Here is a 20,150-nt window from a genome sequence, read left to right as displayed (position 1 = left end):
TGGGCAGGACGCTGGAAGTGGAGCCCGACAAGGTGAGGCGAGCCCCTCGCCCCGGAAATCCCTTGCGTCCCGGAATCCCCCTGCTAAAGCAAATTGCTCCTTTATCTAGCGAGCATGTCCACTACTACTGACCTTCCGGTGGTTCGTCCGTCTGATCTCGGCCAACCCATTTACGTGGGTTCCGTGCAGCGGCTTTACGCGGTTCCGGGCCGCGAAGACCTCATGGTGTGCGAGACCACCAATGCGGGCTCTGTATTCGATGTCGGCAGCATCTTCGACATCCCTGGCAGTGATGTGGCTCGCGCTACATTCCGCCACGCCCTTTACACCCGCATGGCCAAGCCCGAGACCTGGGTGAAAGTCAAGGAAGCCATCCAGAAGGAGATCGCCAAGCCGGAGGCCTCTGCCGAGGCCAAGGCTTTTCTTGAGGATCTCCTCGTGGGACCCCTGGAAAAGATGGTGGTGAGTGGAGCCAATACCCACCACACCGGCATGCTCGACTCCCAGACCGGCGAGATTGCCGCAGGCATGCCGGAGAATCCGAGCACCTTCAACGTGGTGCGTCGTTTCCCGGTCATGAAGCCGGTGCAGAAGCCCATCTTGGGTTCCTTCGTTTACGACTACTCCATGTTCTACCAGGCGGCCACATATGTGATCCCGTTGGAGTACATCGTCCGTTTCGGCATCACGGGTGGATCCTCCGTGCTGCGCAAGTACGCCAGCCTGAGCGACGCCGACAAGAAGACGTATGAAAACGAACTGGGTCTTTCCCAGGCCATGCAGGCCTGGCAGTTCCTGCCCCGCCCGATTTTTGACCTCACCAGCAAGCACGAGCCGGAAGACCGGAACGTGACCAAGCAGGAAGCCGCCCTGATGAGCGGGATGGAGGCAGACGCCTTCGTCAGCACGATCAAGCTCAGCCTCCTGGGTGCCTGGGCCGTGCGTCAGCTTCTCGATGAGATCGGCCTCCTCCTCTGGGACATCAAGTGGGAGTTCGCTGTGGACGAGGGTGAGTTCTTCTTCGTCGATACCATCGACACCGACAGCTTCCGCGCCACCGCCTTCCTTGAGACTGAAGGCAAGAAGATCGTGCTGCACTACAACAAGCAGTCCATGCGCGACTACTACAAGATCGCTGAGGCGACCTGGTTCGCTGGCGTGAATGATGCCAAGAAGCTCGCCAACAAGACCGGTACCCCCTTCACGAAGGTCCTCAAAGAAGGTCAGGCTGAGGGCAAGTGGCCGCACACCCCGGTGGTGCACCCTGACTTCCTCGCCCTGCAGGCGAAGAAGATGGACATCATCCGCCAGCACGTGCTGGGCAACACGGAACCTGAAGTCTCCAAGGCTGCCCTTCGCGAAGTCGGCGAGGCCGAAGTGGACTTCTACCGCCAGCGCGGCCTCTTCGAAGAGTACTGCAAGGCCAACGCCATCTAATTCCAAGGCGAAGCACTTCTGAAAAATCAGACAGAATTAACGGAAATAACAGAATTGAACTCAGCCCCCAGGACCTCGCGAATGTCTCTCGTGGCTCGCTGTACTGGTAGTCAAACCTCAATTCCATAAATGCTGTTAATTCTGTCTAAAAGAACTCTGTCATTCGCTCCCTTTCCTTCATGACCAAGACCTACGAAATCACCGGCAAGTTTGAGAGCGAGGGCAATGCCCAGTCGCTGCTCTACGCTCCGCCAGCCCATCCGCTCACCTTCCGCCGCACCACGCGGTACCTGTTTGAGTATGATGGCAGTGAGGCGGCGCTGGACGCCTTTGTGCAGAAGGTGCTGGTGGACCCCATCAGCCAGGAGTACCACAACGACGGCCTGCCGCTCTGGGACAACACCACCTTCATTCTCGACTACGGGATGAAGGGCGGCGCTCTGGACCTGGAGAAGGAGACGATCCTCAACTACTACCGTAAGCTCGCGGAACCCGGGTTCGAGCTCAAGAAACTCACGCTCAAGACCCGCATCTACGTGTTCGGTGAAGGCGCGGACTCCTCCGTGTTTGTTCGCGACATCGTGAACCCGGCCATCCACACCTGGGAAGTCGTCCTGAAGACGGCGGCTTGATTTTTATTTCCTCCTCCCTTTCACATGCCCGACCCCACTCCCAAAGCTGTTTACCGACACGTTCCCATCTCCGGGTTGTCGGGTGATGAATTGCTCGCTCTCAGCCAGCGCTCCAAGCTCTCGCTCTCCCGCGAGGACATGCTGGCCGTGCAGGCGATCTTCAAAGCGGAAAACCGCGAGCCCACCGATGTCGAGCTGGAAGTCATCGCCCAGACCTGGAGCGAGCACTGCAAACACCGCATCTTCGGCTCCCGCATTGAGCACACCGTTGACGGCCAGTCAGAGGTGGTGGACGGCCTCTTCAAGACCTACATCAAGCAGGTCACAGAGCGCATCATCGCCAAGAAGCCAGACTTCGTGCTCAGCGCCTTCACGGACAACGCGGGCTTTGTGAAGCTGGATGATGAGCTGGCAGTCTGCCTGAAGGTGGAGACCCACAATCACCCCAGTGCCATCGAACCGTACGCTGGTGCCAACACAGGCCTCGGTGGCGTGATCCGTGACATCTTGGGAGCCGGGAAGGGAGCCAAGCCTATCGCCTCACTCGACGTGTTCTGCTTTGGACCCCCTGACACCCAGCAGGAGGACATCCTAGCCAAGGACGTGATCCACCCCCTCGGCGTCATGCGTGGGGTGGTGCGCGGTGTGCGCGACTACGGCAACAGGATGGGCATCCCCACCACGAGCGGGGCCATCCAGTTCGACGATACCTATATTTACAATCCCCTGGTGTTCTGCGGCACCATGGGCGTGATCCCGATCAAGGACATCCAGAAGGAAGTGAAGCCCGGCCATGTGCTCATCGCCGCGGGCGGTCGCACCGGCCGCGACGGCCTGAAGGGCGCCACCTTCTCCAGCGTGTCCCTCACCACCGCCAGCCATGAGGAAGACCAGACGGCGGTGCAGATTGGCAACCCTATTGAAGAGAAGAAAGTCGCCGACTTCATTCTCGCTGCTCGTGCCAAGGGGCTGATCCAGTTCGTCACCGACTGCGGTGCGGGCGGCTTCAGCAGCGCGGCAGGTGAGATGCTCAGCGAGACCGGCGGTGAAGTGTGGCTGGAAAACGCCCCGCTCAAAGCTCCCGATCTCGAGAGCTGGCAGGTGTTCATCAGTGAGTCCCAGGAGCGCATGGTCATCGCCATCGAGGAGAAAGATCTCCCGGAGATGCAAAAGCTCGCTGACATCTACGAAACAGAACTCTGTGTGCTGGCCAAGGCCGATGGCACCGGAATTCTTAAGGTGAAGCACCATGGTGAAATGGTGTGCGAGCTCGACTGCCGCAAGCTGCACGAAGCTCCCCGCCGCCACTTCAAGACTGAGTGGCAGAACGTGGATGCCGATGAAGAAGGCTGCTACATCTCCTTTGAAGAGCCCGAGGCGGGCAATGAGATGCTCAAGGCCGTGCTTTCGGACTTCGCCATTGTCTCCCGTGAACCCATCATCCGTGAGTACGACCACGAGGTGCAGGGGAATACTTTCCTGAAACCTCTGGCCGGTGCCACGGGGGATGCTCCGCAGGATGGCTCTGTGATCCGCGTGGATGGCAGCAACCAGCTCGTGGCTTTGGGGCTCTCGCTCCTGCCGGAACTGGGCAAGACCCACCCGCACCTCATGGGCCGCGCCTGTGTGGACGAGTGCATCCGCCAGCTCGTGGCCATGGGAGCCAATCCGGACCGCATCGCGATCTTGGACAACTTCTGCCTGGGCAACCCGGACGACGCCTATGAACTGGGCGCGCTCGTGGAGACCACCAAGGGCATGGCCCAGTCCGCCGAGATCTACGGTGCGCCGTTTGTCTCCGGGAAGGACTCCTTCTACAACTACTTCAAGACCGACGAAGGTCCGATCTCCATCCCGTGCACCCTGCTTGTCAGTGGCTTCGGCGTGGTGGAGGAGGCCTCGCACGTCGTGGGCTCCAGCCTGCGCAAGGTGGGCAGCAAGCTTTTCCTGCTCGGCCAGTTGGCCAGCGGCCTCGCCGGCAGTGTCTTCGCCCGCATGGTCATGCAGGGCTCCGAGGATCCTGAGGAAGACGGCCTTGTTTTCCCGAATGCGCCGGAGTTCGATGAACAAACGGCGTTCGAGACTTACAAGAATTACTTCCAGCTCGTCCAGAAGGGGGCAGTGCTCTCTGCCCATGACATCAGCGAAGGCGGCCTGGCTGTCACGCTGGCAGAAATGGCCTTCTCCGGCAAAGCCGGCATCAAGGTCAATCTGGGCGATATTCCCACCACCGTGGAACTTCAGCCTGCTGAGTACCTCTTTGGCGAAACGCCGGCCTGCGTCGTCTTCGAGGTGGCCCCCGAGCATGCCGCTCTCGCCGAGTCCCTCGGTTTCACCGCCATCGGTGAAACCACTGCTGACGGCCAGCTCGTCATCATCGACGACGAAAACACCTTCATCAACGCCTCCATTTCCGAACTCAAACCGCTATGGCAAAACGGCCTCACGCCCTACTACTGAAATACCCCGGCACGAACTGTGACGCCGAGACCTCCCGCGCCCTTGAGGCGGTGGGTTTTGAGACCCAGGTGCTGCCCATCGCCCTCCTCGAACCCCATGCTCTGGACAATACCCAGCTCGTGGTCTTCTCCGGTGGCTTCAGCTACGGGGACTACGTGATGTCCGGCCGCTTTGCCAAGCTCAACACGCTGGCCAAAGTGGGTGACGGACTGCAGCAGTTCGTGTCCCGTGGCGGTCACGTGCTGGGCATCTGCAACGGCTTTCAGATCCTCACGCAGCTTCACCTCCTTCCGGAAGGCAGCCTTATTCACAACACCAGCGGCCGTTTCATCTGCCGCTGGGCGGGTCTGAAGAAGAATGCCTCCAGCCCCTACCTTCAAGGCCTGCCGGATGAGTTCGAGCTACCCGTGGCACATGCAGAAGGTCGCTTCGTCGGCATCGATGACGCCGCCGGCGAGTACGTGCAGAACGGCCGCGCCGCGCTGCTCTACACCAGCGATGTGAACGGCAGCAGCCAGCAGATTGCTGGTCTTCAGGATGAAACCGGCCGCGTCTTCGGCCTCATGCCTCACCCTGAGCGCTTCCTGTTCAAGAAGCACCACTACGACCCAGACTGGAACGGCGATGCCGACCACGGCTGGGGGTACTACATGTTCAAGAGCGTGCGCGAGGCGGTGTAGAAGCGGCGATTTTTGATTTTGGATTGGGATGACTGATCCGGGGCGCGGGCTGCAGAGATGCGGTCCGCGTTTTTTTTAGGCACGGTCCCAGTCGGGGAATGTGCATTGGAGCGGGAAGCGCTGCCTCGTTGTGAGGTTGTGACACCTGGGACGTTGACTTGAAGATGCTTCGGCATTGGTGCATGCGAGCAACGCGGTTTCTTTCCGGTTGTAAGAATGGGGGTGTGAAGCTTTGGTGGGCGAACGGTGCTGACCTGAAGGGGGCGCTGCAACCTTGTGCAGACTGCGACGGATACACCACACTGAATCACGCCATGAAAATCACGTACCCCGCCGACAGGACGGTATCCGTTTGGATAGGCACCTTCTCGACGGAAGACGATTTTGAAGAGTCTGTGGCCGATAGTGTCGAATCCGAGCTTCCTGAGGACACGGACATCGTTGACATTTGCGAGGCGGCATATGAGGAGGAGGAAGTGCCAATGATTGAGTTGCTGACCGGCTTTTCCGGGTGGGAGACCTTCATTGCTGCCGCGGTGGCAGCGGCAGCCGTGCGTGGGCTGACGAAAGCCAATGGTGCTCTGGTCTGCTATGATCTGGAGTGCAGCGGGGCTCCGGATCAATGGGGCGGGCTGGCCTTTCTGGGAAGCTTCCCAGGGTGGGGTGAAGAGTGATGTGCCGACGAGTCCGTGCCTTTCAAATGCCATGAAGCATGAGGCTCTGCCGGTGCGGTGGAAGGCGAAGGCTGCCAGTGGTCGCATCACCCTTGCGCATGGAGAAACGTGCATCATATTCTGGCATGCTTGAATGGTTCACCGACACTCTGGGTCGCCAACGACTGGTGTACGGACTCATCGGCCTTGGCATCAATGTGGTCCTCCTGTACTTTGTCGGGATCATCTGGTTCTGGCTTTGGGCTGTAGCTATTGTGCTTCTGCTGTCGTCGATGTTCGGGGAGTGGTAGTCAGCAGGGGATCGAAACCCTCATTGAGGCAACATCATGTCTGAAACACCGACTCAATGCCCCGTCTGTGGTGATCTCCTTGTTGAGGTGGAGGCTGCGCTCAACCGCACCTGGGGAAACGTTCTGGCGACTTCCTTCGGGAGTTCGCAACTGCAGATCCGGTTGGAGGGTAAAAATTGGATGCCCTTCATGGAGCCAGACCGGAGCGCCAAAGGTCTCTATTGCACCAAGTGCGGTAGCCTGACGATTGCGCCATCCATTGAAGAACATCGGGCGGCTTTGGGATTGGAACGGTGAGGTGTATGCTCTGACAGTCCGATTGGATCGACATGGCAAACGTGACGAGTCATCCACTTTGAGGTGCGAACTGGGCAACTCACGATGAAGTGTATCAGTGTTGGTGAAATTTCCGGTTGGTTGCTCAAACAGGAGTTGCCTGAAGATCCGTATCGTGGGGAAGTTGTGCCGGACCACTATCTCCAGTTTTCCGTGCCAAAGAGCTTCCTCGCGTTGGAGAACTTTGTTCGTCAGTTTTACAATCGGATTATCCCGGAGGCGGAGACCTTGATCCATTTCACCGATTGGGGGCTCTATCAGGAGAGCCAGATGGTGGCCATTGCCGGCATTCGGGCCGGAGCTGGGGAATATCGGGCGCTGCGCGAAGCTCCCGGACATGTGCTGCCAGCCAGCAGTGGGGAGGCTGGTGTGGCGCTTTTCAGCCTCGCAACCTCATTCGCCTGGTCGTGCTATCTGTATTGTCCGTTGGAACGGACCATTCTCTGCAACTGGGAGGGGGAGTTGTTTGACTTCTGGACTGATAGTCTCCTCAAGAAGGAGGAGATGAGGACGCTTCTGAAAGAGCTTAAGATAGAGGAAACAACTGACGTGTGAGGTGTTGAGCTGGATGCGGCGACTCCGGTGAAGAGCAGGGGAAAGTTTTGGGAGTGGAGCGACGAGCCCATGACCCAAGCTATTTGTCTTGCCTACAGGCGATTGATTGGGGCATTTGCTTGCCATTTATCCTGCCGACAAAGCCATCTCTATCTTCAGCGCCTTCACCGGTCGAATCAATCCCCCGGGAACCACGCATGCGCCAGCCCAAGCCAACACAGTCCCGCATGCGGGACTGTTCAGTCAAGCCCACGCAAGGCCATCGCTGACAAGCCAAAGTATGGCACGACAAGCTGTATATGCCACCGTCTCACGGGTCCACCTGCAGCGGCACCATCACGGTCCCTTTGCTGACCAGCGGCATCGCTATCGCCAGCAGCACCAGCACCAGATACATCAGCGACAACGCGGGACCGATGAAACAAAGGAAGGCGTGCACGAGGCGATCCGACCCATGTCCAGATTCCGGATCTCGCAGAGACTGGATGCCCACCACGGCCATGGCCAGGGCAAAGGCTGTCGCACAGATCGCTGGCGTATTCGAGCCAGACTGATTGGTCACCAGGATCTGGGTGAGCGCGGGCATGGGGCGACCACCGTGATAGGCAACGAACCCTTGCGATGCGACACGGGCAATACCGCCCGCCAATAGGGCGGTTAACGGCAGGCTCACAGCACTCAGCAAGATCATGGCGCTGAAGATCCAATGGCGGACGCGAGCGTTTTTCATGTCGGCGACATCCTCTCCAATGTGCTCCAGTCGGGCAAGTCCTATCGAGCGGCGTACAGCAGGCGGAGCAGGGGCCTGGAGGCGGCATCCGCCACGGTTTCTCTGAAGAAGGGATTCTCACCCAGACGGCAGTGGGTCGCGAGAGGCACAGCCGTTCCATGGTCTTGACAATGAAAAATGCAACGGTTATAATTTCTAACGAGACTGACTCCACGTCCTCCGGGCGTTCTCCATCAAAGAATTGCTGAACGACAGGCGACATCCAACGCCACCTGAGAACCACCCGTTTTTTCATCACACTGGTCGCCGCGTAGGATCTCACCACGGTAGCTGGGCGCGGTCGAGATGGGAGTCTGCATGCGCCTGGATTCTTTCCCACGGTGGTGCGGGAGCTCCCTTTCGCCGTTCTTCCGGCCGTGGTTACCTGCTACGGGGTGGCTCTGCACCAGCCTGGACGTCCTCGTTCCGGCTCCTCCCGCCTGAGTCATGCCTCAAGAATCCAACCGCCTCTGGCTGCTCGGTACCCAGATTTTTGCCATCATTGCCGTACTTCTGGGCGTAGTGGGCCAGGAGACCCGGCTCCGCAGTTCCCGCCCGCCTTCCTCCAATGTTGTAGCAGAGTCGGCGGGCAAGGCAGGGGACGGATCGATTTCCAAACGGCTTTGGGAGGATCCTTTGGAAGGGCTGTCCGAAGAAAAACCTGGGCAATCGGATTCCACCAAAGCCGATGAGCCCGCTGCTCCTGCCAAGACCAATGCGCCGAATGCGCCGAATGCGCCGAATGCGCCGAATGCGCCTGGCATCTCCGCCACAGAAGCGCCCGCTCTCTTGCACGAGCCCTCACAAGCCGAGACTATTTCCCGCGACGAGGCCGGGCAGCGGATCAGCACGCTCATCCTCACGGTGGCGATCGACGGCGAACCCACTCCGGAAGCCAAGGAAGTGCGCCTGCGCAGCCGCTACGCCATCTCCTCCGCACTCTCGGCTGCCGGTTATTGGTCCAAAACCCAAAGAATGCAGAATTTCAGGCTGTTGTCGGCGGAGCATGGAAAAGAAACGGATGACGCCCAGAGTCCCGCTCCCGGAGAAGTGATCGGCCGGTCGGAACGCTTTGAGTTTCTCGGCACGGGGAGTCCGCGTGGAGACGTGGTCACCCGTCGCGGAGACCAGACCATCAAGTCCGCCTGTGTTGTCTGGCTCGACAAATCTAGGATCGCCGCCGATAAGGTGCCGCCCTCCCGCATCAAGGATTCCTTGGAAGCCGCCTTCTGCAGCAAAGGGCATATTCACTCCGATCAGCCTGGAGCCCTGAGGCGCGTCTTTTTCCATTTGGGGGACAGCGATGACTACGTCGACTTTGCTTACAGCCCTACTTCGGAGTGGCGGTCAAGACCCGCCGAGGCAGCCGCGTTCGAGACTCACTTTCTGCGAGCCACCATTCCCGATGAGGCCGCCCGGCAGTTTGCCCGTCGGCTCTACGGCAGTACTGAAGATCCAGGCTACTGGCTGCGGCTATGGCGGCCCACCCTGAGCGATGCGGATACCGCCAAGGCCACCGTGAATGAGCTCTGCCTGCGGGTGCCGCGACTCAAAGCAGAGCGTCGGGAGGGCGAGCCTCGCCCGCGTGTGGTGATACTCATTGAGTCCGACACGCTCTACAGCCGTGCGATCACTGAGGAATTGCAGAAGCTCTTTGCCCTCAAGAAAGTGGATCTGGAGTGTCGCACCTACCTCCGCGGGCTGGATGGCAGCCAGGCGGACCAGAGGCGCAATGCGGATCAAGGAGGGACGTCCCGTGGCGGGGAACACCGGTATGAGACCCCCACTTTTGCCATCAGTGAACCTGCCCAAGGCACCTCCCAATTGGATTACCTGCGGCTCATGGCCCAGCATCTGGCCCGGGAAGAATCGGAGCCCGGCAAGCCCAAGATCGCTGCGGTGGGTGTGCTGGGAAGTGATCGCTGGGACAAGATGCTCGTTCTTCAGGCGGTGCGGCCAGAGCTGCCCTCGGCCGTATTCTTTACCACCGATCTGGACAGCCTCTACTTCCAGAGAGACTTCCAGAACTTCACCCGAAATCTCGTCGTGGCCAGTGCCGCCGGACTTGTGCCCAGGGTGCCGACGGGGATGCCGGACATTACGTGGCGACTCCCGCCCTTGCGAGACTGCTACCAGACGATCCTGGTGGAGCAGACCTGGCATGCTCTGCGCGGGCCTCGCACGGAGCACCCGCTGGACACAGGTGATCGATCTGCCAGGGTTTATGAAATCGCCGCAGGGCAGGAGGTGGAGCAGCAGCCCTCACCTGGAGATCTGCCGTTCCTGCACTGGCTCAACGACACCATGGCGGCATGGTCTCGAGAACTCTATTTCCTCGCTACCTTTGTCGGGCTCGGCCTGCTGGGTTGCATCATGGTCGTGGAGCGGCAGCGACGGCGGCTGTTGGAGAAAGAGGAAGGAGAAGTCGGGTCAGATCTCCCGAGCTCCAACGACACGGCATCCGCGCCGGCTCCGCGAAGGAAGAGAAGCGAGCGTCTTCCTTCCACGTCGGCGAGCCGGAAAGAATGGTGCCTGAAGCTGGTGGACGAATTGCTCAACAACACCCGTCTGCCCTCCCTGGCGAACGCCGTGCTGATCACTGTCAAGGTATTGGGAACTACGAGCCTGGTGCTGCTCCTCGCTGCGTTCCTTTTTGACTGGAACCTCGGCCTGGAAGATGTCGCCTGGGCTTCGGGTACCAGCATCTGGCCCAGCATCCTCATTCGATTGGTGGCTTTCATGTTGGCCATCAGTTTGCTTAAGACGGCCCTGAGAGACCAGGAGACTCGCCGACGGGAGCTCGATGTTGCTCTGGAGAGACATTTGGAAAAGGCCTACGACAAGGTGGACGTGCCCATCGCCATCAGTTGCTGGGAGTTGCTCCGCCAGTCCGTGGGGCTGTCTCCCTATCGGGTGCCCTCCAATTTGCCTGAAGGGGAACCTCCACGGTCCATGAAGAAGATCTTCCTGCTTGTGCGGTCCCAGCGCACCCGGCTCTGCCGCGTGGCAGTCTTCGCAGTGGTGTATCTGCTTCTCTGTGGCTGGCTCTTTGTGCGTTGGCCCACGTTTGTTCCGGCACGCGGAGACTTTGCCTTCGTGGTGGAGCGATTCATCCTTCTGCTCGGAGTGGCCATGTACATCGTGCATTTGGTGTTTTGCATCGATCTCCATCTTTCCGCGCTGCACTTGATCCGGGCGCTCAAAAAACTCGCACGCCTTGATCGCAGTCCGGAATTTCCTCCCACCCTGAACTGGGCTTGCATTCTCGCCATCGTGGCAGATTTCACGTCCTCCGTGGGCCGCACGCTCCTCTATCCCCTGATGGTGCTGCTGCTCATGATTGTCTCCCGCTTCCGAATCTTCGACAACTGGTCCATGCACCCCAGTCTTATGATCACCTTTGGACTGGGCGCGGTGTCCCTGCTCGGCATCTCACTGGTACTTGTCTTTGCCGCCCGCGAACTGCGGCAGCTCTGTCTTTCTGTGGTGAAGGAGAAACGCCAGCATTTCGCCCCACGCGATGCAGCCGCGGCCAAGGCGCACGAAGATGAATTGGTGGAGATTGAAAAGCTCAGTGCCGGTGCCTTTGCCCGTTGGTATGAGCAGCCCGTCGTCGTCGCCCTTGTTTCCTTCATCGGGGTCTTCGGCAGCACCGCTGTCGCCGAGCCTCTGGTTCGGTTGCTTGTGGGAGGTTGAGCCGGTGCGTCAGTGCGTCAGTGCGTCAGTGCGTCAGTGCGTCAGTGCGTCAGTGCGTCAGTGCGTCAGTGCGTCAGTTTGGGTTCGAGGTAATGGGCGTGCTGGTGAGGTTTCTTGCTTGCGCTGGAATGGGGGGCTCAAGAACCAAGAACCCATTTTCCCCATTGCGTTGTCAGAACGCGCTTCTAAGATCGCCCGCAACAACCTCCATTGCTCTTCATGCTCGCGGAAATTCTTGGCAACGCCTGGCATCTTTATCGCAAACACTTCGTTCTTATCACCGCGATCACCCTCATTGTTTGGGGACCGCTGGAGTTCTTGAGCGGCTACATGGACACGTATGTCTTTGATCCCGAAGACATGCACCGGTCGTTCAAGTTTTACCAGTTTCTGGACAATTTCTTCGGTATCATTGCCATCGGAGCTACTGTGGCTCTGGTTGAGGCTTCCACGCTCGGGCAGCAGGTGACTCTGGGGGGCTCGTTCTCTGCGGGACTTCAGGCATGGGGGAGGTTGTGGTGGTCGCGGTTCCTTTCCATGCTCTTGATTGTGCTCGGGTTGGTCGCCCTGATCCTCCCGGGTATTTATCTGTTGGTCCGGCTGTCCCAAGTGGAGACCCTGGCGGTGTGTGAGAGCATCTCAGGTCCTACAGCCATGCGTCGAAGCTTTGAGCTGACCAAAGGGCAATTCTGGCCGCTATTTGGGTTGGGGATGCTTTTCCTGCTGATGGTGGTCCTCTACTTCGGAGTCCTGCTGGTGCCGGCGTTGCTTTTCCCCGAGTACGAGAATTGGCTGTTGGATGCCGGCATCGCGCTCGTCTCGGATGTGGTATTCGCCTACGCCACCGTGGCAGGCTACACGACGTACAACTGGCTGGTTGGCAAGCAAAGTTCTCAGTTGAATCAGACGTCGCCACCCCAGTGGCCAGCGACGGGGGTTCAGTAGCTCACAGCGGTGGATGTTTGACCTCCTTGGTCGCCGCAGGCCGATGCTCTTGGCAAGCCGCTCCAAGCATCCAACACCTGGATGCGGAGCATCTTTAGGACTGCGGTGAGAATCACCGCTTTGGGGAGCCCTGTGTGAAACAATTTACCCAGCGCGCCCGCCGAAGCCTCCGATCGCGCGGTAAAGGACATCCAAAGGTTCAAGCCTGTCGCAAGGCCCTGCCAAAGCGGCGATGCTCTCACCCAAAATCCCGCAAGCGGGATCAGGTGGAGGTGGTGCTGGGTAGGGAAGGCATTTCCTGCCTCCGGCGTCGCAAGCCAATGACATCCCCAGCTTGCGCGAATACGCCCACTGAAACCCCAGCCTTCAAGTCTGAGGTCTTCTGTCTTCCAGTCTTTTGTCTCCCGCGCAGCGGGCTGCTACTTCTTCGCCGCGGTCGGAGCAGGCCCACCTGAGGTGGAATTGTACTGGTCCCACCAGGCTTTCACGGAGGCGGGTTCAAACAGACGGGCACGGAAGCCGGTCATTTGTTCGAAGCTGAAGGAAGCCTCCTTCACAACATCCAGATTCTGATCTTCCAGAATCGCTTTCACCAGAGCGTCGCCGGCGTTCTTGGAGCGGCGAAGGCCGATGAGGTTGGCGGCCTTCATGCGGACCTGCCACGGATGCTTGGGGTTGGCCAACAGGGTGACCAGTTCGTCCTCCTTGAGCTGGCTGTCCTTGAGTGCGGCGGAATCCGGGAAATAACTGGCGACCGGGATGTCATACGCATCCAGGCGGGAGCCACTGAGGTAGTAGTTTTGCACGCGCAGAATTTCGGCACGGGCGGCATGGACGAGGCTGGCCAGACGGGGATCGTCCAGGGCCTCCCAGAGGCGGTCATAGGGAGCACGCGCGCCCGTGGCAATCGCCTCATCTGCGTAACCTGCCAGACGGTTGCGCTCCTTCAGCAGCACCAGTTCACCCTGGGTGCTGGGGCTCAGCGCTGGTGCGGTGCCTGCGTTGGAGCCTGCTCCTTGGGCTCCGGATGCGTTGGGGGCTGTCGCGATCGCGCCACGGTTCGCCGTGTTCTCCATCAGATCCTTCAGAGTCTGTGTCTGCTGTTTGTTGAGCTGCTCCGCTTCTGACAGGCGCTTCTGCGTGGCCAGGAGCTGCGCTTGCACATCCGCCAGCCTGTTCTCCAGCCGGCTTTCGACGACGCTCAGGTCATCCGATGTTGGAGGCGGGGTGCTCGGTGCAGCCGTGCCGGAGTTTCCACCGCTGTGGGACTGCCCCGCGTTCACAGAAACGAGGTCCGCCAGCCGGGTCTCGATGTCCGTGACCAGCCGGTTGTAGATCCAGGCACCCGCTGCCGCAGTGATGAGCGTGTTCATCACCAGCAGGAGGAAAATGAAGCGCCCAATTCGCGGATTGCGTTTGGTGTTCGCCGGCCGCGTGGGATTCATGGAAATATAGGTGGTGGGCTGCGGAGGGGCAGCCCGGTCGGGCAGGCCGAGTTGGGAGGCCTTGTCCATGCTCTCGTTGAGGATGGCCTTGCGCTTGGGGGAGATGTACACTTTGGGGCTGTTGGGCTGGTCCGGGTTGACCTGATCGTGCACTGCCTGGGCAAAATGATCGTGTGCACCGTACTGAGCAGGGTCGGCGTGCTCACCATGATCTTCCGGCCACCCTCCGGGCGGGACCTCTGGCCACGCTGCATCCAATCCTTGCGGTTCGGGAGCCGGGGTCGAAGCAAAGGTCCCGAAGTCCGGGACCGGCACCTGCTGAGCGTCATAGGACGGCGTCGGGGCGGAGGGAGGGCGGTTCTCCATGCGTGGGGAAGGGGGGATAACGGGACGAAAAGGGAAATCAGACAGGCAACGCCGTAAGGGCGGGTTCCTGAGAGACCGGACCGGACGTAACCGGGAGGAAAGATAGGGAGTTCCCGCATTTTGGCGAGTTGAAAGTTGCCAATGTACCCCGGGTACCCGCATGTTATGCTTCCGCCATGAACCCCGCCTCCACTGCCCTTGACACCAAGCTATCGCCTGCTGTGCAGCAGGGCCGTCGTGTGCCGTGGCTGGCGTTGGGCACTGGGCTGGGGGTCATGATTGTGCTCTTTGCCATCTGGCCGTACCAGCATTGGCAGTTCGCCCGGCGCGGCAGCGTGCTGGAAGGCTGGTACAAGGTGCTCAATCTGGCGGACAATGCCGAGTGGCAGTTCTGCCTGTTCGTCCCCTTTATCGTCGGGTTCCTCGTGTACCGGGTGCGGGATACGCTGGCCCGCCTGCCCGTCGCCGGCTCTTGGTCCGGAGCGGTCGTGCTCGGGCTGGCGGTGATCTGCTACTGGCTCGGCTACAAGGTGGACACCGGGTACCTCGGGTTTGCCGCTCTCCAGCTTGCCGTGGCAGGCTTGGTGTTGCTCCTGGCGGGCACCGCGTGGATGCGGGCGCTGTTCTTCCCCTGGTTGTTTCTCGCCTTTGCCTGGCCATTTTTCCCTCTGGACAGCCTGCTGGCTGCCAAGTTGAAGATCCCCACCGCCCAGATCGCCTGCCAGATCCTCTCGTGGACTGGTGTGGAAGTGGTGCGGGAGGGGTCCACGGTCCAGTCGGCGGCGAACTTTGCCACCGGGCTCAAGCAGGGCGCTTCCTTCACCTTTGACGTGTCCGACTCTTGCAGCGGCATGCGCTCCCTGTACGCATTGATGATGGTAGGGGTGCTCTATGGGTATCTCAGCCTGCGTCGCACCGGCCCCCGGCTTCTGCTGGCGGCCAGTACGATCCCGCTGGCCGTGGCGGGAAATGTGTTCCGCCTGCTCATGCTCGCTGTGGGCTCCCTGTGGTTTGGCCAGGAGTTCGCCGTGGGGCGTCAGGTGGACGGCAAGCAGGTGGACTCCGCCTTTCACCTTTTGGCCGGGTTCATGGTCTTCGGCGTCGCTTTGGCAGGCATGTTCGGACTCGCGACGCTGCTGGAGGGGCGCCACTGGAACCGCTTGCGGCTCTGGGCGGGTGCGGAAGGGGATGCTGTTACCAGCGGTCGCACGGAGGAGCGCTTCAACGCCGCGCTCGTGAAGTCTGGTGCTGCGGTCGCGTTGGCGCTGGTGGGGATCGTCCTATGCTGGACCACTCCCACTGCTCCCACCCTCGCGGAGCCCGGCCTGAAAATGGAGCTGCCTGCCATGGTGGACAGCTACCAGAGCATGCAGCTCACCATGACGGCCAAGGAGGCCTCCATTTTCGAGCCTGGGGTCAAGTTGGACCGTCGCGTCTATGGCAATGGCCAGCGACAGATCCTCGGCACGTTGGTCATGAGCGGCCCGGCCAAAAAGAGCCTGCACCAGCCCGATATCTGCCTTCCCAACCAGGGCTGGATCATCGCCAGCACCCAGGAGGTGCCCATCGCCATGAAGGACGGCCGATTCAAGAAAGTCACGCTCATGCGCGTTTTCCGTGATCAGGAGACCGCTCCCGGTGTCCGCGTCCGGTCCTGGGGGCTCAACATCTTCTGGTATGAGGGCTCCAGTGGCGTCAGCACGCCCAGTTATCTGATGAGCAACTTCATCAGTTACCGGGACGCTATCCTCTTCAACCTCAACCACCGTTGGGGCATGGCCTCCTACTTCATGCGCCTGCCAGACAAGGAACTGGGTGTGGTGGACACAGATCCCTTGGGCGAGCTTCAGTCCATGGATGCCCTCATGCAATTCGTCTCCGCCTCCCTGCCCGCCATCGTGGTGGACTAGGAGCGGGAACTGTCTTCTGTCTTGGGTCTTCGCTGCCGGCAGCTACAGTGCTGTCAGCCAATAGGCCAGGACCATCAGTAGGAGAACCGCTAGCACCAGCCAGATAAACACCTTAGAGCGAGGCGGTTGCTCCAGCGCGGTCGGGTGGGGCACTGGGCCTGCGGCTCGTGGTTTTGCCGAGGGAATCCAGTGTTCCAGCGTGCTCCATTCCTCAGATCCTTCATCCTTCATGGGCGTTTCGGCGGGAAACGGATCCACCTGATGCATCTTCAGGATCTGCTGGAGCGAATACGGTCCCTGCACTTCCGCCCCGTCGCGGCTCAGCCAGTACGAATTGGTCATCGGTGGCTTTTTCATGGGAATAGTGCCCGTTTGATAACGAAAGGCGCTCTCTCCATTATTACGGCCCGGATCCCGCGCTGGATCGAGCTGCCGCATCGAACGGGGCACAGAGGGCACCCTTGGCTTCGCATCGGCAGGCTTCCTTTCATCCCGGCGGGTTCAGCTTGCAACCGCCCCACAGTGATATTATGCCTAGGTGACCATGTCCGACGCCGCCTCGTTCTACACCTCTTCCTCCACCCACCAGTCCTCCGAGCCCCCGAAAGGGCATACGTACAAGCAGGCCGGGGTGGACATTCGTGAAGCGGCAGCCCTTGTGGGCGACATTGGCCAGCTTGTAAAGCGTACCCAGAAGCGCAGGCAGCTGGCAGGGGCCTTCGGCCTTTTCGCCGCGGCGTATGATCTGAGCGCGTACAAGCACCCGGTAATCGTCACGGGTTGCGACGGCGTCGGCACCAAGCTGGAACTGCTCCTCAAGCACGACCTGCTGGAGAACGCTGGCAAGGATCTCGTGGCCATGAACGTCAACGATGTGCTCACCACCGGGGCAGATCCGATCCTTTTCCTGGACTATGTGGGCATCGGTCGGCTTGAAAAAGACAAGATCACCCGCTGCATCGCTGGTATGGTGGAGTACCTGGAAGCCTGCGGATGCATCCTCGCTGGCGGCGAGACGGCCGAGATGCCTGGCATGGTGGCAGATGGTGTGGTGGAACTCAGCGGCTTTGCCATAGGCGCTGCCGAAAAAGACAGTCTCATCGACCCGACCACTATCCAGCGTGGGGATGTGCTCATCGGTTTCCCCAGTGCAGGCTTCCATGCCAACGGGTTCAGCTTGGTGCGTCGCGTGCTTGAAGCCGAGAAACTTGAGCTCACCGATGAGGAGTATCAGACCCTGCTGCTTCCCACGAAGCTGTACCATGTTGAAGCTGAGGCCCTTCGTAAGAACGTCCCGTCCCTTCGTGCCATGTCCCACGTCACGGGTGGCGGTCTCCCCGAGAACCTTGGCCGTCTTCTTGTCTTTGGTGGTCACGGTACCCATTTGAAAGTTCCCACCTGGAACAATCCCGTCGTGCAGAAGATCTTGGCCCACGTGGATCCCAAGGACGCCTTCGACACCTACAATATGGGCTTCGGCTGGGTGGCTATCGTCGCCAAGGAAGACGTCGACAAGGCGCTGGCCTGTGGCGAAGGCGCGGTGGTGCTCGGTGAAATCGACGGCAGTGGCGAAGTCACGGTCGAGCTGGTTTGAAATGCTGAGCCGCAACAGATTCTGGACGGCTCGCTCAAATATTTCGTGACAAGAAAACGTCTTTCTGATCGTTATTAAACCGATGGTCCTCCGCCCATACCGGGGGGGAGGTCCGGCAGTTTCATTCTACGACCAACCGTCATATTCATAAAACACATGAAAACTCTGCTCTCCGTTTTCGCCCTCTCCTTGGCCATGGCCGGTCTTTCCACCGCTTCGGCAGCTGACACTTGCCCTGTGAGCGGCAAGCCTGCTAAAGACGGCATCACCGCCAAGCATGAAGGCAAAGAGTACGGCTTCTGCTGCAACAACTGCAAAGGCAAGTTCGAGAAAGAACCCGCCAAGTACCTCGGCAAGGCCAAGTAATCTCCCGGTCCCGTGAGGGACGCGAGATCGACCTCTCTTTCGAAGCGGAGCTGGGAAACCGGCTCCGCTTCTTCATTTTTTGGTGAATAGCCGGAGGGCTCTATCAGTCAGAAAGAGGGCCCCTCCAATGCGCAAATTTCTCCGCGATTTCTGATCTTGATCACCAATTTCTTGCGATCTGGTGCGTTGTATCATTAATTAATTCCCGTTCATAACCCTTTGGTCCTAGGCCACACACCGGGACCCCCACCTGCAAAACTGACCTTGATGAAAACTCTGCTTACCCTCGCCTTCGTTGCCGTCGCTGGCTTCGCCTCCGCAGCCCCTGTCAACAAGACCTGCCCTGTCGGTGCCCGTCCGGCGCGTACAGACGTGACCTCCACCTACAACGGCAAGGAAATCGCCTTCTGCTGCAACAACTGCAAAAAGAAGTTCGATGCGGATCCTGCCAAGTACGCTGACAAGGTGAAGTAAGGTCAGCGGGGCATCGCCACGCGGTCCCAGCAATCCAATTTCAGACCACAAAAAAGACCGGGGTATTCCCCGGTCTTTTTTTGATCGCTGCATGCCAGGGATCGTAGTCCGGCTGTCCCCAGCCGGGGGGTGAGCGTAGCGCGTAGCGAACTCTTGCCTGACTGCTCCTTTGCCGTTCCTGAGCCCGCCGCTTTTCAGTGGATGTGGCACCCTCTCCATTTGCTCGTTGCGATTTGCTCTATCGCATTGCATCGAGTGTTCCATGTCGCGGTTTCGCTTTTACAACTTCGACCTAAATCCGATGGTGACGCGTCGCAGGCTCCCGCATTGGGAGCAGTCTGAGGTCTGCTATTTCCTCACGTTCCGTACTGCAGACTCGCTTCCTGCAGAGGTGGCAGCCTTGTTCCGATGGAAGCGTGAGCATTGGCTGGAATGCAAGGGGGTGAAGTTTTCGGACGGCCGTCCATGGGGAGAGGCGATACAGTCTCTCTCCGCAGAGGATCGCAAAGCCTTCAACAGGGAGTTCTCAACAGAGTTCCATGGCCTGCTGGATGCGGGTCACGGCAGATGCTGGTTAAAGGAGTCATCTACGCGCAAAATCGTGGAGGAGGCGTTGCAGCACGGTGACGGAAGCCGGTGTCTTCTGGGAGACTACGTCATCATGCCCAATCACGTGCATGTGTTGATGCAGCCCTGTAGCGGAAACGTCCTCAAAGAAATCCTCACTTCATTGAAAAAGTACTCTGCCAGAAGGATAAACCATCATCGTCAAGCACCTGGATCCTTCTGGCAGGCAGAAAGCTATGATCGCATCGTCAGGGATCAGCGAGAGTATGCGCACTATCGGAGCTACATTGCAGAGAATCCTGCAAAGGCCGGACTCGATGACGGATCCTATACTTGCTACAGATCTGCACGGGGTGCGGAAGGAGAGTAGTCCGGCTGTCCTCAGCCGGTGCGTGAACGGAGTGGCTCCGCGATCTTTTCACATTGTAGTTTTCTTGACGTCACCGATGTGATGTTTATGTGCCACTCCGGCGTACTGAACGGCTGGGACAGCCGAACTACTTTCTGAGGCGGCAGACATCGCGATCACTTCATCTCAAGCAATCGGCTGTCATTCCAGCGCAGTTTCCTTGAGGCTTGATCATCCCCAACGACCTCGACATACGAAGGGCCCCGCCCAAACTTCACTGCGTTGGGGCTTCTTGCCCATTTCGGCACGGTGGCAGTCGTCACATCGGTCCACCCTGCGTCGCTGGTGCGCTCAAGTATTTCTAGAGAGGGAGGATAGCCTCCATCCAGTGATTTGGCCTCGCTGTACACGAGCAGGTGGCGTTGATCCAGCAGCAGGAAATGCCGAGCAGGAGCCAGCGCATCCGAGGGGAGGGCGAGATATCGCTCCTGGTCCGTCACAGGTTTCGGTGTGCCTTCTGCCAGGATGTGCTCAGCGAATTTCAATCTCGTTATGGTATACTCGTAGTAGCCAATCGGAAGGGAAAGAACGAAGTCCCCGACGGT

17 protein-coding genes are annotated in these 20,150 nt (G+C 59.5%); 13 read left to right on the top strand and 4 right to left on the bottom strand.

The window, feature by feature from the left end; translation table 11 throughout:
* Positions 1-114 precede the first annotated feature (114 nt).
* The 6 genes from BV034_RS23785 to BV034_RS23760 all read left to right on the top strand — a co-directional run bounded on the left by BV034_RS23785 (position 115) and on the right by BV034_RS23760 (position 7,064).
* On the top strand, positions 115-1,437 hold the full coding sequence (locus BV034_RS23785; protein WP_050029465.1) for a phosphoribosylaminoimidazolesuccinocarboxamide synthase: 1,323 nt from the start codon (positions 115-117) through the stop codon (positions 1,435-1,437).
* Between the two features lie 179 nt (positions 1,438-1,616).
* The gene (locus BV034_RS23780; protein ID WP_050029464.1) at positions 1,617-2,069 is read left to right on the top strand and encodes a hypothetical protein; all 453 of its coding nucleotides are present in this window, start codon (positions 1,617-1,619) and stop codon (positions 2,067-2,069) included.
* Between the two features lie 24 nt (positions 2,070-2,093).
* Entirely contained in the window at positions 2,094-4,529 is a 2,436-nt protein-coding gene (gene purL, locus BV034_RS23775; protein ID WP_050029463.1) for a phosphoribosylformylglycinamidine synthase subunit PurL, read from the top strand.
* Complete coding sequence (locus BV034_RS23770) at positions 4,499-5,209, top strand: phosphoribosylformylglycinamidine synthase subunit PurQ (RefSeq protein ID WP_050029462.1); 711 nt, start codon at positions 4,499-4,501, stop codon at positions 5,207-5,209. The genes purL and BV034_RS23770 overlap by 31 nt, the downstream gene beginning before the upstream one ends.
* 314 nt (positions 5,210-5,523) lie before the next feature.
* Positions 5,524-5,883 carry a hypothetical protein gene (locus BV034_RS23765; protein ID WP_265593388.1) on the top strand — a complete coding sequence of 120 codons (360 nt, stop codon included), beginning with the start codon at positions 5,524-5,526 and terminating at the stop codon, positions 5,881-5,883.
* Between the two features lie 671 nt (positions 5,884-6,554).
* Positions 6,555-7,064 (top strand): hypothetical protein, encoded by a 510-nt coding sequence (locus BV034_RS23760; protein WP_050029460.1) that lies wholly within the window; start codon positions 6,555-6,557, stop codon positions 7,062-7,064.
* Positions 7,065-7,374: 310 nt separating this feature from the next.
* Here BV034_RS23760 and BV034_RS23755 read toward each other — a convergent pair whose 3' ends face one another.
* Entirely contained in the window at positions 7,375-7,794 is a 420-nt protein-coding gene (locus tag BV034_RS23755) for a hypothetical protein (protein ID WP_050029459.1), read from the bottom strand.
* Between the two features lie 486 nt (positions 7,795-8,280).
* On the opposite strand from BV034_RS23755, the gene BV034_RS23750 reads away from it, so the two are divergent.
* Both BV034_RS23750 and BV034_RS23745 read left to right on the top strand, forming a co-directional pair.
* Positions 8,281-11,529 carry a hypothetical protein gene (locus BV034_RS23750; protein WP_050029458.1) on the top strand — a complete coding sequence of 1,083 codons (3,249 nt, stop codon included), beginning with the start codon at positions 8,281-8,283 and terminating at the stop codon, positions 11,527-11,529.
* Between the two features lie 219 nt (positions 11,530-11,748).
* Positions 11,749-12,474 carry a hypothetical protein gene (locus BV034_RS23745; protein ID WP_050029457.1) on the top strand — a complete coding sequence of 242 codons (726 nt, stop codon included), beginning with the start codon at positions 11,749-11,751 and terminating at the stop codon, positions 12,472-12,474.
* A 419-nt stretch (positions 12,475-12,893) separates the two neighbouring features.
* On the opposite strand, the gene BV034_RS23740 is transcribed toward BV034_RS23745, so the two are convergent.
* On the bottom strand, positions 12,894-14,285 hold the full coding sequence (locus BV034_RS23740) for a hypothetical protein (RefSeq protein WP_050029456.1): 1,392 nt from the start codon (positions 14,283-14,285) through the stop codon (positions 12,894-12,896).
* Between the two features lie 176 nt (positions 14,286-14,461).
* On the opposite strand from BV034_RS23740, the gene BV034_RS23735 reads away from it, so the two are divergent.
* Positions 14,462-16,195, top strand: coding sequence for an exosortase/archaeosortase family protein (locus tag BV034_RS23735; RefSeq protein ID WP_050029455.1), 1,734 nt, complete (start codon positions 14,462-14,464; stop codon positions 16,193-16,195).
* A 42-nt stretch (positions 16,196-16,237) separates the two neighbouring features.
* Here BV034_RS23735 and BV034_RS23730 read toward each other — a convergent pair whose 3' ends face one another.
* Positions 16,238-16,552 (bottom strand): hypothetical protein, encoded by a 315-nt coding sequence (locus BV034_RS23730; protein WP_050029454.1) that lies wholly within the window; start codon positions 16,550-16,552, stop codon positions 16,238-16,240.
* Positions 16,553-16,739: 187 nt separating this feature from the next.
* Here BV034_RS23730 and purM point away from each other — a divergent pair, with 187 nt between their 5' ends.
* The 4 genes from purM to BV034_RS23710 all read left to right on the top strand — a co-directional run bounded on the left by purM (position 16,740) and on the right by BV034_RS23710 (position 19,566).
* Positions 16,740-17,789 (top strand): phosphoribosylformylglycinamidine cyclo-ligase, encoded by a 1,050-nt coding sequence (gene purM, locus BV034_RS23725; RefSeq protein WP_050029453.1) that lies wholly within the window; start codon positions 16,740-16,742, stop codon positions 17,787-17,789.
* A gap of 156 nt (positions 17,790-17,945) precedes the next feature.
* Positions 17,946-18,155: a YHS domain-containing protein gene (locus BV034_RS23720; protein WP_050029452.1), complete on the top strand. Its 210-nt coding sequence runs from the start codon at positions 17,946-17,948 to the stop codon at positions 18,153-18,155.
* Positions 18,156-18,422: 267 nt separating this feature from the next.
* Positions 18,423-18,629, top strand: coding sequence for a YHS domain-containing protein (locus BV034_RS23715; RefSeq protein ID WP_050029451.1), 207 nt, complete (start codon positions 18,423-18,425; stop codon positions 18,627-18,629).
* 262 nt (positions 18,630-18,891) lie between these two features.
* Entirely contained in the window at positions 18,892-19,566 is a 675-nt protein-coding gene (locus BV034_RS23710; protein ID WP_050029450.1) for a transposase, read from the top strand.
* 155 nt (positions 19,567-19,721) lie between these two features.
* Here the strand turns inward: BV034_RS23710 and BV034_RS23705 are convergent, their stop codons facing one another.
* Positions 19,722-20,090: a hypothetical protein gene (locus BV034_RS23705; protein ID WP_265593387.1), complete on the bottom strand. Its 369-nt coding sequence runs from the start codon at positions 20,088-20,090 to the stop codon at positions 19,722-19,724.
* Positions 20,091-20,150: the final 60 nt, after the last annotated feature.

The sequence above is a fragment of the Verrucomicrobium sp. BvORR034 genome (genome assembly GCF_000739635.1).
GTDB lineage: Bacteria > Verrucomicrobiota > Verrucomicrobiia > Verrucomicrobiales > Verrucomicrobiaceae > Verrucomicrobium.
This window is presented reverse-complemented; position numbering and strand designations above follow the sequence as displayed.